The sequence below is a fragment of the Caldicellulosiruptor sp. F32 genome (assembly GCF_000404025.1).
GTDB lineage: Bacteria > Bacillota > Thermoanaerobacteria > Caldicellulosiruptorales > Caldicellulosiruptoraceae > Caldicellulosiruptor > Caldicellulosiruptor saccharolyticus.
On record NZ_APGP01000001.1, the window covers coordinates 1 to 14,204 of the forward strand.

Below are 14,204 nucleotides of genomic sequence, written 5' to 3' on the forward strand. Positions count from 1 at the left end.
GCTATCTCTTCAACAAGCTCTCTGAACTCTTTGCTACCTGTGTTCTTGTCTCGAATCAATGTGAGTTTGTGCTGAATCAGCGGGTGATCAAAAACATACACATTCTTCTTATACTCAATCATTAAGCTCTTCTCCTTTCTGTAAATTCTATAAATTGTTATTTAATCCTGCGTATTTTCAATCTCATGTATCTTGTCAACTCTTCTTTGGTGCCTTCCACCTTCAAATTGGGCAGACAGAAAACTATCCACAATTTCACATGCAAGCCCTTCTCCAATAACCCTTGCACCCATCGCAAGGATGTTTGCGTTATTATGCGCACGTGCTGCCTTTGCTGAGAATGTGTCATGGCAAAGGGCAGCTCTAATGCCTTTTATTTTATTTGCAGCAATAGAAATACCAATGCCTGTACCACAGATTAAAATCCCAAAGTCAAACTCGCCCTTTTTAACTGCAACTGCTACATCCCTTGCAATGTCTGGATAATCACAAGACTCTTCTGAATATGTGCCAAAATCCTTGTACTCAATTCCTCTTTTGTCAAGATGCTTCTTTACAGCCTCTTTTAATCTAAAACCTGCATGGTCAGCCCCAATTGCTAATTTCAATTTTATCTCTCCCTCCATTTAAAAACTTTATATGTATACTATTTTTATAATACAGAGCACAAAGATGGCTGATATCTTTGTGCCACATCTAAGCTAAAATCAAAACTCTCAAACACGCCTTTTTCTTTTAAGATGGATTTTACGGTCATCAGCGCAACATCAGGGTGGTTATTCTCCTCACTCAGATGCCCCAAGTAAATCCTCTTTGTCTTTTCAAGGTTTAGCTTTAAAATCATCTGTGCTGCCTGCTCATTTGACAAATGTCCAATATCGCTTTTTATCCTCTGCTTTAAATAATAAGGATAAGGACCTGTCAACAACATCTCAATATCGTGGTTCGACTCAAGTAGAATAATATCAGAAAAATCAATCTTCTGAGCAACCTTCTCATTTACATGCCCCAAATCGGTTGATATTGAAATCTTTTTTCTCCCCAGATAGAAGCAAAAGCCCATTGGATCTTTTGCATCGTGTGGAATTGAAAATGTCTCAATGCCAATGCTCCCGACTGAAAAGCTTGTCCCTGTCTCAATCAGATGTACATTTCTTTCGTCAACCTTGCCAAGTGAGTTTTTTACAGCTTCCCATGTCTTGTGGTTTGTTATAATTGGCACATTCAGCTTTCTAAAATAAACACCTGCACATTTCACATGGTCAGAATGGTCGTGGGATAGTAAAATGGCATCAATTTTCTTGTTAAAGCCAATTTTATTCAAAGCGCATGTTAGCTTTCTAAAACTCACACCTGCATCCACCAAGATGCTCGTGTCTTTGTATGAAATTAAGATTACATTTCCACTGCTACCGCTATAAAGCGGACAAAAGATTATTTCATAAGACATTATGCTCTTTCCCCTTTTGCTTTAAACTCTTGAGACTCTTGCCCCTAAAAGTTTGAGTTTATAATCTATATTCTCATAGCCCCTGTCTACATTCTTTGTATTGTATATTACTGTCTTTCCTTTTGCGGCAAGTCCTGCAACAATTAAGGCAGCACCAGCCCTAAGGTCAACTGCTGAAACCTCTGCACCTTGCAAACTTTCAACACCTTCCACAACTGCAACTCTTCCTTCAACCTTGATATTTGCCCCCATCTTTTTTAGCTCGTCTACATACTGGTACCTGTTTTCCCACACACCTTCTGTGACAATGCTTGTTCCACTGCAAAGGCTTAAAAGCACTGTCATCTGGGGCTGAAGATCAGTTGGAAAACCCGGATATGGCATTGTCTTTATACTGGAGGCCCTTAGCCTTTCTTTGCATCTCACCTCAATGCTGTCTTCAAATACATTCACCTCAGCACCCATTTCAAGTAGCTTTGCAGTCAGTGACTCTAAATGCTTGGGGATTATGTTTTTTACTCTAATGTGTCCCTTTGTTGCACATGCAGCTATCATATATGTACCAGCTTCTATCTGATCGGGAATGATCGCGTATCTTGTAGGGTGCAGCTCTTTCACACCTTCAATTCTAATGACATCAGTCCCTGCTCCTTTAATCTTTGCACCCATAGCATTCAGGAAATTGGCAACATCAACAACATGAGGCTCTTTTGCTGCATTTTCTATTATTGTGGTACCCTTTGCCTTCACAGCTGCAAGCATGAGATTAATTGTGGCACCAACAGACACAACATCTAAATAGATTTTAGTTCCAACAAGTTCTTCTGCATATGCCTTTATCATACCATTTTCAATCTTAACATCAGCACCAAGCGCTCTAAAACCTTTTATATGCTGATCAATTGGACGGGCACCAAAATTGCACCCGCCCGGCATTGCAACCTCTGCCTTGCCAAAGCGGGTAAGAAGCGCTCCAATCAGGTAGTACGAAGCTCTTATCTTTCTCACACTTTCATATGGCGCTACATAACTTTGTAAATTGCTTGCATCTATCTTTAATGAATGATTGTCATATTCAATCTTTGCTCCAAGCCGCAAAAGTATATCATCCATAGCAAACACATCTTCAATCAGGGGGAGATTCTCAATTATGCTCTCTCCCTCCGTCATCAGGGCAGCAGGAATCACAGCAACTGCAGCATTTTTTGCACCATTTATTGGAACCTCTCCAAAAAGGGGATATCCTCCTTCTATGATTAGTTTTTCATGATTTGGTTTCAAATCCTTGCACCCTCTCTCTAAAAAGACTTTTTACTATTCCCCATTCTTTTATATTATATCTATTGTGGCGAAATATGAAAAGAAGAATATTCTTTTTTGAGCAAGTTGGCAGTTGTCTAAAATGGACAATAGACTTCTCTCTTGAAAAAGTGATATCATAAAGTCAAAATAGAAATTGGTGGATGGTCTTTTAAAAAAATATTGAGGGGATGATAGGAATTGAAGACTGGAGTTGTTCAGATGAAAATTTGCGATTTGCTGGAAAACAACCTCCACAAAATACTATACTTTTTGGATAAAGCGAAAGACGAACAAGTGGATTTGGTGTGTTTCCCTGAGATGGCGCTGACAGGTTATAACATTGAACTTTTACAATCTCAAGATTTGAATAGAATAGTGTTAACTTCTTTAGAAGAAGTATCAAAAAAGTGCACAGAATATTCAATCTGCAGCATAATAGGCCACCCTTTTAAACATGAAGACAAGCTATTTAACAGAGCAACAGTAATCTTCCCAACAGGTGAAAGCTTGAAATATGATAAGATTCATCCAACTGAGCTTGAAAAGAAGATATTCTCGCAAGGCGAAGAAACTCTTGTATTTGAATTCAAGCAGAAAAGATTTGGCATTGCAATCTGCAGAGACCAAAACTTCTATGAAATATTCAAAAAATATAAAGAAGCTGGCTGCAGTGGTGTGTTCATTTTAGCTGCACATTTTTACAGTCCAAAAGAGGCAAGGTGGAAGATTGACAAAAATAAAGCTATCCCTATAACAAGAGCTGTAGAAAATGGGTACTTTGTATTTTTAGCAAATGCAGTAGGACCTCATTTAAATATGATAAGTCTTGGACACAGCTTAATTGTAGATGGTGATGGCTGTGTGGTATGCGAAGCAGATGAAACCGGTGAGTATCTTTTGACAGTAGAGATTTGAGGTAATTTAACTTATAAAAATAACAGGGCTGTCACTTTTTGCCCAAGACAGCCCTTTTTATATCTCAACCAGAATCACATCTTCACCAATCTTTTTTATCCTATCCCATGGAATTACATAGTCTTTTTCTTTTGAAAAGATACTTCCTACAGAAAAAGGCGCAGGGACAACAATAGCATCAACTTTGCCTGTTTTAACATTCACCTCTAAATCACAAACCTTTCCAAGTTTTTTACCGTCTGATATATTTATCACATCTTTCTCTCTCAAATCAGACGACTTGAACATTTCTATCACTTTTTTTAAAACCGTATCTTTTATCATTATATGCAAAAACAACTTCTATAGTTAAATCTCGGTTATTATAGGAATTATCATAGGATTTCTGCGTGTCTTTTCAAACAAGAAATTCTTTAGATTATCTTTTAATATAACCTTTATAGCATTTGGTTCTGTGATATCGTTTTTGCTACAGAAGTACAAAACATCCTTTATCACTTTTTTTGCCTCTTCAATTAGTGGCTCAGACTCTTTTATATAGATAAACCCCCTTGAGATTATCTCTGGCCCAGCAATTACATCTCTTGTTGATGAATCAATTGTGAGAACCACAATGAAAAGTCCATCTTGAGCAAGATGACGCCTGTCACGCAACACCACATTCCCAACATCACCAACACCAAGCCCGTCAACAAGCACATTTCCTGCCTGGACCATACCAACAACCTTTGCAGAATCTTTTGTTATCTCAAGTACCTTACCATTTTCTAAAACAAAAACATTTTTTTCTCCAAGTTCCATTGCAAGTTTAGCATGGTGGATTAAGTGCTTGAACTCCCCATGTACAGGCACACTATATTTTGGCCGTGTTAAATTGTGTATAAGCTTTATCTCTTCCTGGCATGCATGACCCGACACGTGAATATCATCGATGTCTTCATAAATCACCTGTGCACCCTGTTTGAAAAGATCGTTTATTACCCTGTTGACAAACTTCTCATTACCAGGAATTGGCGCAGCTGAGATTATCACAACATCCCCTGGAATTATACCAACCTTTTTATGTTCAGCAGAAGCCATACGCGAAAGAGCCGACATTGGCTCGCCTTGGCTACCTGTTGTAATAAGCACTATCTTATTGGGCGGATAGTTTTCAAGCTCATCAACATCAACCAGCATCCCATCAGGCATCTTCAAATATCCAAGCTCAAGCGCCTTATTAACAACATTTACCATACTTCTCCCCAAGACACAAATCTTTCTCCCTTGTTTTTCTGCAGAGTTTATCACTTGCTGGACTCTGTGAATGTGTGATGAAAATGTTGCAACTATGACTCTTCCTTGAGCTTGAGAAAATATCCTATCAAAGGTAGCGCCAACAGTCTTTTCAGAAAGAGTAAAACCAGGGCGTTCAGCATTTGTCGAGTCACACAAAAGTGCTAACACGCCTTGCTTGCCAAGCTCTGCAAACCTAATCAAATCTATTGGCTCACCCTCAATTGGTGTAAAGTCAACTTTAAAATCACCTGTGTGAACAATAGCACCCAGTGGCGTGTGTATAGCAATTGCAACAGAGTCTGCAATGGAGTGTGTTGTTCGGATAAACTCCACTCGCATATTGTTAAAACTAATCACATCGCCAGCTTTGACAGTAAAGAGCTTTACAGAGTTTAGGTCTATACCAAACTCTAATAGCTTTATCTCAACAAGACCAAGGGTAAGCTTTGTTCCATAAATAGGAATGTTCAAATCTCTTAAAACATATGGAATTGCTCCTATGTGGTCTTCGTGTCCATGTGTCAGTATCAGTGCTCTTACCTTTTCCTTATTTTTCACTAAATACGACACATCAGGTATAACGAGGTCAATGCCAAGCATTTCATCTTCTGGAAACGCAAGACCACAGTCAATTACAACAATTTCATCGTCTACCTCAACCACTGTCATGTTCTTGCCAATCTCGTTTAAGCCTCCAAGTGGAATAATTCTGATTCTATGCTCTGTTCTTTTTCTCATAAAAATTCCTCCAAAAAATAAAAATAAATAAAGACATTTTAAAAAAGCCCTTACGAAAGAGACTTTCGCAAGAGCTTTTTAAAACTTAACAAATAAAGCTATATACAAAATATTAAGCTCTCTTTGGTTTTGCCTGAAGTTTCTTTCTTGTACTCCTTTCCCAGTCGAACCACAGCGCAGTTGCTATAAATATTGACGAATAAGTACCAGATGTAATACCTATCAACAGTGGCAGAGCAAACTCTTTTATTGATTGAACACCCATCAGGTACAGCACAAACAATACAATTATAACAGTTGCAGTAGTTGAAAGTGACCTTCCTATTGTCTGATTCATGCTCAGATTTACAAGGTCTTTTAAATCCATTTTTCCTTGAATTCTTCTATTTTCTCTTATCCTGTCAAACACGACAATGGTGTCGTTTATTGAATAACCAACAACAGTCAATATTGCTGCAATAAAGGTTGAGTTAAGAGGAATTCTAAATAAAGTGTATACAGTTAACATTATCAAAATATCATGCAAAAGTGCTGCAACCGCTGTTGTACCAAATTTAAACTCAAACCTTATTGCAATGTAGATTAGCATCAGGATTGAAGCTATCACAACAGCCCAGATAGCCTGAGATTTTAGCTCAGACGATACAACAGCACCAACATTTTGGTATGAAACCAAATCTTCTTTTTTGAGATTGTACTTTTTAGCTATAGCATTAAAAAGCTTGTCACGTGTCTCTTTCGAAAGCTCTGTTCTTTTTTTACCATGTACCTCATGTGCATTTATCATAATCTTTTTTCCATCTTCAACCTTTCTGACAATAGGTGTCTGTGTTCCTGTAATCTGTTTTGTCAACTTCTCTAAATCAGTAATCTCAGCAGCACTTGGAACTTTGTGAAGGTTAATCTCAAGTACAGTACCACCTGTAAAATCTATGTCATAGTTAAACCCTTGAATTATATATGAAATAAGGCCTATTATCATAACCAAGATTGACAGAACATAGAAATACTTTCTCTTGCCCATAAAATCAATATTTGTCATTACGCGCGCACCTCCCTGGTTTTCTTACTGCCATACCATCTCATATCCTTGAAAAACCCTGTGTTTATGATAGATACAAGCAAGAACCTTGTGACAGTAATTGCAGTAAAGAATGAAACAACAATACCTATTGTAAGTGTCCAGGCAAAACCCTTGATTGGACCTGTACCAAGGAATAAAAGCACAAGTCCTGCTATGATTGTTGTTATATTTGAGTCTATGACAGCATTTAGTGCACGTCTAAACCCCGCATCCATTGCAGCTTTTAGTGTTTTTCCAGCTCGGAGCTCTTCCTTCATTCTTGCAAATATCAAGATGTTAGCATCCACTGCCATGCCGGCAGAAAGAATTATACCCGCAATACCAGGGAGGGTAAGTGTTATTTTTGCGTACCCTACTATTGCAACAAGTATAACAACATATGCAACTAATGCAATATCTGCAATCAACCCTGGCAGCCTGTAAAAGATTATCATAAATAAGAATACCAAAAGAAGTCCTATAATACCTGCTTTTAATGTTGTCCTCAAGGCTTCATTACCCAAAGATGGTCCTATCGCCCTGCTTTCTACAACATTTAAAGCAAATGGCAGTGCACCTGCTTTGATTTGCTGGGCCAATGTCTTTGCTTCTTCTAAATCTTTCATACCCCTAATTATGGCTTCGCCATTTGTAATCTCCTCTTCAACTGTTGGATTTGATATTAATTTACCATCTAAATAAATTCCAATATTCTGCCCTAGGTACTTTCTTGTCCCCTCTGCAAATTTCTTAGTTCCTTCTTTGTTAAATTTAAGAGCAACTACATAGCCTGCTGCTGTCTGCTGAGCGTATGCATCAACCACATCTCTACCTGAGACAATCAAATCACCCTGAGGACCTTTGAATTCAATCAATGCTGTTCTCCCTATATATTGAATAGCCTCGTCAGGATCTTTGACACCTGGAATTTCTACCCTGATTCTCTTTGAACCCTGCAAAGTTGCGGTTGCATCATAAAAGTTTCTCATATCAAGCCTTGTACGAATTAGCTGGACAGCTGATTCCATTTCCCTTTTTGTTGGATTTTCCTTTGCTGCCTCATAAACAATATATACCCCACCTTTTAAATCAAGCCCATATCTTATCACATCTTTCACTGATGGTATGCTTGCCGTTCCGATATTCAGACCAAAAAAGACTATGTAAAATGCAAAGGCGATTATGAGGCTTGCTATCAAAAACTGTGCCAAGCTCCTATTTTGCATAACCCTTTCTCCTTTCTTTCTACTTGTTGTGAAAGCTTACAAACTCAGTTTCATTTTTAACATTACAGTCCTTTTAGTATTATAATCCTTAAATTAGTCTAAAGTCAACAAACTAAGCTTACTATTTACAAATATTTTTATAATCATTGCTAAGTTCAATGTACTCTTTTGCAGAAATCCTTATTCGTTCTATTTCCTCTTGCGTCAGCACTCTTATAACCTTTGCAGGTCTCCCAAATACAAGTGTATTTGGTGGAATAATTGTATTTTGAGTAATAAGGCTCCCTGCACCAATTAAGACATTGTTACCTATTTTGCTTCCATTCATTATTATAGAGCCCATACCAACAAGTACATTATTTCCTATATCGCAACCATGCAGCACTACATTGTGACCAATTGTTACATCATCACCAATTATGACAGAGCAGCAATGATCAGTGTGGATTGTGGTCAAATCTTGGATATTTGTATTCTTGCCAATTACAATCCTGTTTTCCTCACATCTTATAACACAGCCGAACCATACACTTGAATTTTCTCCAATCTCGACATCGCCTATTATGGTTGCGTTTGGTGCAATGTAGCAACTTTGTGCAATCTTTGGTGTTTTACCTTTATAAGTAATAATCATTTAACCTTCAATCCCCTTTTCCATAAGGTATAGTTTTGCAGCTATTGCAACCTCCACCCTCTTTCTTTCAAGTTCACAAGAGACGGTATACGATTTTTTGATATCACCGCACATATTGTAATTTGCAGCAGCACACCCTCCACTACAGTAAAACCTTGCCCAGCAGCTTGAGCACTCCTCTTTTTCATATACATTGTTTTTCTTAAACTCTTCAACTAAATCAGCCCGTGTAATCCCATCAAACACTGTTCCAAGTTTAAACTGCGGCTTGTCAACAAATTGATGACAAGGAAAGATATTACCGTCAGGATCAATTGCAACATATTCAAACCCAGCACCACAGCCGCTTAGGCGTTTTGATACACACGGCCCCCCAGCAAGGTCTATATTGAAATGGAAGAAGTTAAATCCTTCCCCTTTTAGTTTCGCACTTACATACTCTTGTGCCAAGATATCATACTCTTCTTTTATCCTTTCTACATGCTGCGGCAAAATAGCCCATGGACTTTTTACGTCTAAAACAACAGGTTCAACAGAAATTTCTCTTATACCAAGATTGTAAAGGTGTAAAACATCTTTTGAAAAGTCGAGGTTTTTTGAAGTAAATGTTCCTCTCACATAATAAGTTTTCCCATTTCGCTTTTGTATAAACTTCAAAATATTCTGTGTAATCACGTCATAAGTGCCTCTGCCCTCTCTGTCAATTCTCATAAAATCATTTACTTCAGGTCTTCCATCATGGCTCAACACAACATTTTCCATATTCTCATTCAAGTATTCAATAATTTCATCATTAAGAGCGGTTGCATTTGTTGTCAGTGTAAAAGATATATACTTGCCATACTTCTTCTCTTCTTCTCTTGCATACTCAACAATCTTTTTGACAGTCTCAAAATTCAAAAGAGGCTCTCCACCAAAAAAGTCAACCTCTAAATTCTTCCTTGAACCAGAGTTTTTGAGCAAAAAGTCAATTGCCTTTTTCCCAACATCAAAGCTCATAAGCTTTCTTTCCTGTTTGAAACTCCCGGTCGAAGCAAAACAGTACCTACATCTTAAATCACAGTCGTGCGAAACGTGAAGACAAAGAGCTTTTATAACAGGATTTCTTTTTTCAATGAGATTCAAATCCTTATACTCATCTTCAGTGAATAAAACCCCTTCTTCAATTAGCTTTTCTACTTCATTTACTGCTTCTTCAATCTCATGCCTGTCAAAACCTAAACTATCATATACTCCCTCAAATGTATTGTTTTTGTCAAAGTACTTTATCACTTCAAATGCAACATCGTCCACAGTAAAGATTGAACCAGAGGCAACATCTAAAACAATGTTTAGGCCAAATTTTTTAAAAGCGTGAATCATCTTGAAAAGATTTTTCCTCCCATAAAAGATTAAATAGCAAGACCGGGCTGCCTCAAATCTTCAATTGACAGCCCATATTCCTTTATTTTTCCAAAATTACTTTTTGTTTCTGCAAACTTGATTTCCAACTGTGCAAGATGTTTTGCAAGCCGACTGACAAGATGCCTGGCACTCGCCACATCCACCGCTTACAACTGTTTTGGAAAGAGCATTCTTTGCAATAACTTTAATATGCTTCATCTTCTTCTTATAACCTCCCTCATAAAATGGTTTTCTAAAAAAGAATTTTTAAAATAACACATAGTATTTTATCACAAAGTATTGAACAATACAATTTTACAAAAAAGAAAAAGAGGCCATTCCCCTTAGCCTCTTTTTGTCTTTAAATAAAAATTCACTTAAACAAAAATTCACTTTACTTGCCAAAAGCCAACTTTATCCTCTGTTCTTCTTAATCTCTTCCAATATCTCTGGAGCTTTTCCGCTACATCCCAAAACATTTCTCAGCTTATGCTTAACCATCTCTTTAATTGCCTCTCTGCCATCCTTGAGGTACTGTCTTGGGTCAAAGTGGTCAGGATGTTCTGCCAAATGTTTTCTTATTGCTGCTGTCATTGCAAGTCTTAAATCTGTGTCAATGTTAATCTTTCTCACACCAAGCTCAGCAGCCTTTCTTAGCATATCTTCTGGCACACCTTTTGCACCAGGGATATTACCACCGTACTTGTTGCACATCTCAACAAACTCTGGCAAAACTGTCGATGCACCATGAAGAACAATTGGAAAATCCTTTGGAAGCTTTTCTACTATTCTCTGAAGCCTTTCAAAGTCAAGTCTTGGTTCACCCTTGAACTTATATGCACCATGGCTTGTTCCAATTGCAACTGCCAATGAGTCAACACCTGTTCTTTCAACAAACTCTGCTGCTTGGTCAGGGTCTGTAAACATTGCCTCATGCTCTGCAACTTTTACATTGTCCTCAATGCCGGCAAGTTTTCCAAGCTCTGCCTCAACAACAACTCCTCGCTCATGCGCATATTCAACAACCTTTTTGGTAAGCGCAATGTTCTCTTCAAATGGGAGACGTGAACCGTCAATCATAACAGATGTAAATCCGCCATCGATGCACGCCTTGCAAATCTCGAAGTCCTCGCCATGGTCAAGGTGAAGTGCAATTGGCAAATCACCAGAGTCCTCTAAAGCTGCCTCTACAAGTTTTACAAGATAGACGTGTTTTGCGTATTTTCTTGCTCCTGCTGAGACCTGCAAAATCAGAGGTGCTTGTTCCTCCTTTGCTGCCTCAACAATCCCCTGGATAATCTCCATGTTGTTGACATTGAAGGCACCAATAGCATACTTCCCCTCAGCGGCCTTTTTAAACATCTCTTTGGTTGTTACAAGTGGCATTTTAACTTTACCTCCTCTTAAAGTTAATTACTCAATATTTTTCCCATGAAGCCTCAAGAACTCCAAAAAGTTCTCAAGGCTTTTGTTGACTATGAGCTCATGCGGAAACTCATACTCTTCAATAAGTTTTCTTGTGACATCACACCTTGCAATATCTGTCTTAAAATGCGCATCTGAGCCCATTGCAATGTAGACACCATACTTTTTGCAAAGCTTTAAAATCTCTATACAGTTTTCCCTGCTCTTTTCTCTTACATAAAACGACGCATTGTTTATTTCAATAGCCTTATTGTACTCCTTTGCAGCCCTAACAACTGCTTCTTTATCAATCTCATACAAGGGATTTCCTGGATGCCCAATACAGAGTATATTTGGATTTTTAATGGCACCTATCAATGCCCTGGTATGGTCCAAAATTGTCCCGGGTGGGATACAAACATCATGCAAGCTTGCAATTACAAAATCAAGCCTATTTAGGGCACTTTCTGGAAGGTCAACACTACCTTCATAGTCAATAATATTTGCTTCGCATCCTCTAAATACCATTATACCATCAATCTTTCTTGGCACAACAACTAAATTGTAAAAATATAAACTACTGCACGACCCTGGCATCTCAGGGCCGTGGTCAGTAATACAAATGCCTTTTAAACCTTTATTTTGGGCTTCAATGACCATTTCTTCTAAGGTATTGTAAGCATGGCCACTTGCGATTGTATGGCAGTGCGTCTCTACTTCTAAAAACATCTCTAATCAGCTCTCAGCTAAAAATTTTTTCAAAAGGCTTTTTTAGTCCTTTATCTCTGCAAGCTTGTTCTTTAAAATATCAATCTTTTTAACAGGAGTTGGATCGTTTTGATAAAGTGTTGCAAGATAGAGTGATACATAATCTCCAAGATAAATCAGTGAAAACATCCTTGCAAGTCTTGAATTTCCTATTGAATATATATCATTTACACCTGATACAATACCTTTTACTAAATCCTTTGTGATGTCCATTCTAATTGCATTTCTCTTGTGATCCTCAACATCATGAAGCATTACAATCTCAAAAAGCCCTAAGATGTGCTTTGGCGACTCTGTTCCAACTATCTCATTGTGGTTCAGTTCAGAAAAGACATTGAAATATGCAGGTGATTTTGAGTTCTCACATATCTGTCCTTTCCATCTCTCTGCAATAACCTCTGTTGTACCGCTAATTCCGTATATAATTGGTAGTTTATTCCAGAGTTTTAATGTAAGCCTTTTTGCCAAATTCTTTTCTTCTGGTACCTCTGGTTTGTACCTTTCTCTGAGATCGCTCAGAACTTTTATTGTCTCTTCAATCTGGTCATCGACAGGAGGAATAAGCCCAATTTTTACAAAAAGCATCAAAAGCGGGATAAACGAATATCCAAGCGCTGCTCGTGGTTGAAGCCCACCAGGAATTGTAATTACATAATATCCATCTTTTTCAGCCATCTCTTTTAGCTTTCCGCCTGTTGTGATAGCCACAATCTTTGCACCTTTTGCCTTTGCATCCTGGTAAGCAGAAAGTGTCTCTTCTGTATTTCCTGAATAGCTTGATGCAATCACAAGTGTCTTAGAGTCGACATATGCAGGCAGTACATAGTCTCTGTTAACAATTACAGGTACCTTGCACTGGTCTAAGACAAATACTCTTACGAGATTCCCGCCTATTGCAGAACCGCCAAGTCCAGTGATTACAACTTTATCTATATCCTCTGCCTTGATATCAACGCTGATATTTTTCCCTATCTCATAAGCCTTTTGAATCTGCTCAGGAAGATTATAAACCGCCTGAAACATACCGCTTGGGTCGTTTTGTGCAATCATCTCTAAGTTATCAAGCATAGCTCTTCATTTCTCCTTTCTTTAAATTTTCCTATTTCATAATATAATAATTTTTCAGTTTTTTCAACTTTAAAAGCCAAAACAAATGTGTTACAATATATAAAATGATCTCATTTGAACACCTCATCAACATCTATCAAAAGACCTTCAAATAAAGTGGTAGATATAATATTGCCTTTTTCATATATTATAGCTTTCCCAAACTTACCCTCACTTTCTTTTCTAAAAACAATTATTTTTTCTTCATCAGGGCTTACAATCCAGTACTCTTTAACACTATATCTTTCATAAATATTGTATTTGAGTACAAAATCAGCTGTCACACTCGACGGTGATAAAACCTCTATAACAAAATCAGGTGCACCTTTGCAATACCTTTTGCTATCTAACTTGCTCTTATCACAAACAACAAAAATGTCTGGCTGCAAAACTGTCTTGACATCAAGCTCTTCTTCCTCACCAAATAAAACATCAAAAGGTGCGATGTATACATTACAAGGCTTGTCCCTAAAAAACTGCCACAAAAGACCAAATAGGTTACCTACAACCCTCTGAAACGAACTAATATTGATATTCCCTATTGGTATTAACCCTCTCACCTCCACTCGGTCATGGTATACGTGAACGGTAATATGGAGCTTATCAAATAGCTGACGTGTTGCAATCTTGCCACCTCCGTGTATTGCAAAAGTCAATAATTCTTCCTGTTCTTGAACTTGTTTACCAGCTTCGCTAAAATCAATAGTAACTTTCTTTTCCTGTCTGGGAGTGGTAACAACTACCTCCCCTGTTTTATTGTCAATGGTTAGAGCAGTATCCCACATCATTTTTAATTCGCTTTGTAGTGCTTCGTACTCTACTTTCCAGTAACCGTTCTCAAGAGCCTGCTTGATGAAGTCTAAGTCCTTTTCGAGCTTCTGCAGGTGGCGAAGTTCATTCGTCTGGTGTTTATGCTGTTCACGAAGTTCAGCTATC

The 14,204-nt window shown here is 37.9% G+C and carries 16 protein-coding genes; 1 reads left to right on the forward strand and 15 read right to left on the reverse strand.

Annotation, left to right across the window (positions count from 1 at the left end; genetic code table 11):
* The 4 genes from H964_RS00005 to H964_RS00020 all read right to left on the reverse strand — a co-directional run.
* A partial coding sequence (locus tag H964_RS00005) for a uracil phosphoribosyltransferase (RefSeq protein ID WP_039763447.1) occupies positions 1 to 122 on the reverse strand: 122 nt, incomplete at its 3' end.
* Between the two features lie 39 nt (positions 123 to 161).
* Positions 162 to 608, reverse strand: coding sequence for a ribose 5-phosphate isomerase B (gene rpiB / locus H964_RS00010; RefSeq protein WP_039763450.1), 447 nt, complete (start codon positions 606 to 608; stop codon positions 162 to 164).
* A 44-nt stretch (positions 609 to 652) separates the two neighbouring features.
* Positions 653 to 1,450, reverse strand: a complete 798-nt coding sequence (locus H964_RS00015; protein ID WP_039763452.1) for an MBL fold metallo-hydrolase — start codon at positions 1,448 to 1,450, stop codon at positions 653 to 655.
* Positions 1,451 to 1,471: 21 nt separating this feature from the next.
* Positions 1,472 to 2,731: a UDP-N-acetylglucosamine 1-carboxyvinyltransferase gene (locus H964_RS00020; RefSeq protein ID WP_039763454.1), complete on the reverse strand. Its 1,260-nt coding sequence runs from the start codon at positions 2,729 to 2,731 to the stop codon at positions 1,472 to 1,474.
* 219 nt (positions 2,732 to 2,950) lie between these two features.
* Between H964_RS00020 and H964_RS00025 the strand changes: the two genes are divergently transcribed.
* Positions 2,951 to 3,667, forward strand: a complete 717-nt coding sequence (locus H964_RS00025) for a carbon-nitrogen hydrolase family protein (RefSeq protein WP_237738141.1) — start codon at positions 2,951 to 2,953, stop codon at positions 3,665 to 3,667.
* Positions 3,668 to 3,724: 57 nt separating this feature from the next.
* Here the strand turns inward: H964_RS00025 and H964_RS00030 are convergent, their stop codons facing one another.
* The 11 genes from H964_RS00030 to H964_RS11880 form a co-directional block, all read right to left on the reverse strand.
* Positions 3,725 to 3,955, reverse strand: coding sequence for a YlmC/YmxH family sporulation protein (locus tag H964_RS00030; protein ID WP_039763478.1), 231 nt, complete (start codon positions 3,953 to 3,955; stop codon positions 3,725 to 3,727).
* Positions 3,956 to 4,015: 60 nt separating this feature from the next.
* Positions 4,016 to 5,683, reverse strand: coding sequence for a ribonuclease J (locus tag H964_RS00035; RefSeq protein ID WP_039763457.1), 1,668 nt, complete (start codon positions 5,681 to 5,683; stop codon positions 4,016 to 4,018).
* Positions 5,684 to 5,795: 112 nt separating this feature from the next.
* On the reverse strand, positions 5,796 to 6,725 hold the full coding sequence (secF, locus tag H964_RS00040) for a protein translocase subunit SecF (protein ID WP_039763459.1): 930 nt from the start codon (positions 6,723 to 6,725) through the stop codon (positions 5,796 to 5,798).
* Positions 6,725 to 7,972 carry a protein translocase subunit SecD gene (secD, locus tag H964_RS00045; protein ID WP_039763461.1) on the reverse strand — a complete coding sequence of 416 codons (1,248 nt, stop codon included), beginning with the start codon at positions 7,970 to 7,972 and terminating at the stop codon, positions 6,725 to 6,727. Before secD ends, secF begins: the two co-directional genes overlap by 1 nt.
* Positions 7,973 to 8,093: 121 nt before the next feature.
* The gene (locus H964_RS00050) at positions 8,094 to 8,606 is read right to left on the reverse strand and encodes a gamma carbonic anhydrase family protein (protein WP_039763463.1); all 513 of its coding nucleotides are present in this window, start codon (positions 8,604 to 8,606) and stop codon (positions 8,094 to 8,096) included.
* The gene (gene scfB / locus H964_RS00055; RefSeq protein WP_039763466.1) at positions 8,607 to 9,968 is read right to left on the reverse strand and encodes a thioether cross-link-forming SCIFF peptide maturase; all 1,362 of its coding nucleotides are present in this window, start codon (positions 9,966 to 9,968) and stop codon (positions 8,607 to 8,609) included.
* A 96-nt stretch (positions 9,969 to 10,064) separates the two neighbouring features.
* A complete protein-coding gene (gene scfA, locus H964_RS12005; RefSeq protein WP_083931403.1) occupies positions 10,065 to 10,208 on the reverse strand; it encodes a six-cysteine ranthipeptide SCIFF in 144 nt (47 codons plus the stop codon).
* 195 nt (positions 10,209 to 10,403) lie between these two features.
* Positions 10,404 to 11,375, reverse strand: a complete 972-nt coding sequence (fba, locus tag H964_RS00060; protein WP_039763468.1) for a class II fructose-1,6-bisphosphate aldolase — start codon at positions 11,373 to 11,375, stop codon at positions 10,404 to 10,406.
* A gap of 27 nt (positions 11,376 to 11,402) precedes the next feature.
* A complete protein-coding gene (locus H964_RS00065) occupies positions 11,403 to 12,122 on the reverse strand; it encodes a phosphatase (RefSeq protein WP_039763470.1) in 720 nt (239 codons plus the stop codon).
* Positions 12,123 to 12,164: 42 nt separating this feature from the next.
* Positions 12,165 to 13,229, reverse strand: a complete 1,065-nt coding sequence (locus tag H964_RS00070) for a bifunctional phosphoglucose/phosphomannose isomerase (protein WP_039763472.1) — start codon at positions 13,227 to 13,229, stop codon at positions 12,165 to 12,167.
* A gap of 110 nt (positions 13,230 to 13,339) precedes the next feature.
* The coding region (locus tag H964_RS11880) for a Uma2 family endonuclease (protein ID WP_051109274.1) at positions 13,340 to 14,204 on the reverse strand (865 nt) is incomplete at its 5' end.

Coding starts and splice junctions, on each gene's coding strand:
- H964_RS00015 (WP_039763452.1), bottom strand. CDS start 1,450: ATGTCTTATGAAATAATCTTTTGTCCGCTTTATAGCGGTAGCAGTGGA.
- H964_RS00030 (WP_039763478.1), bottom strand. CDS start 3,955: ATGTTCAAGTCGTCTGATTTGAGAGAGAAAGATGTGATAAATATATCA.
- H964_RS00035 (WP_039763457.1), bottom strand. CDS start 5,683: ATGAGAAAAAGAACAGAGCATAGAATCAGAATTATTCCACTTGGAGGC.
- secF (WP_039763459.1), bottom strand. CDS start 6,725: ATGACAAATATTGATTTTATGGGCAAGAGAAAGTATTTCTATGTTCTG.
- secD (WP_039763461.1), bottom strand. CDS start 7,972: ATGCAAAATAGGAGCTTGGCACAGTTTTTGATAGCAAGCCTCATAATC.
- H964_RS00050 (WP_039763463.1), bottom strand. CDS start 8,606: ATGATTATTACTTATAAAGGTAAAACACCAAAGATTGCACAAAGTTGC.
- scfB (WP_039763466.1), bottom strand. CDS start 9,968: ATGATTCACGCTTTTAAAAAATTTGGCCTAAACATTGTTTTAGATGTT.
- scfA (WP_083931403.1), bottom strand. CDS start 10,208: ATGAAGCATATTAAAGTTATTGCAAAGAATGCTCTTTCCAAAACAGTT.
- fba (WP_039763468.1), bottom strand. CDS start 11,375: ATGCCACTTGTAACAACCAAAGAGATGTTTAAAAAGGCCGCTGAGGGG.
- H964_RS00065 (WP_039763470.1), bottom strand. CDS start 12,122: ATGTTTTTAGAAGTAGAGACGCACTGCCATACAATCGCAAGTGGCCAT.
- H964_RS00070 (WP_039763472.1), bottom strand. CDS start 13,229: ATGCTTGATAACTTAGAGATGATTGCACAAAACGACCCAAGCGGTATG.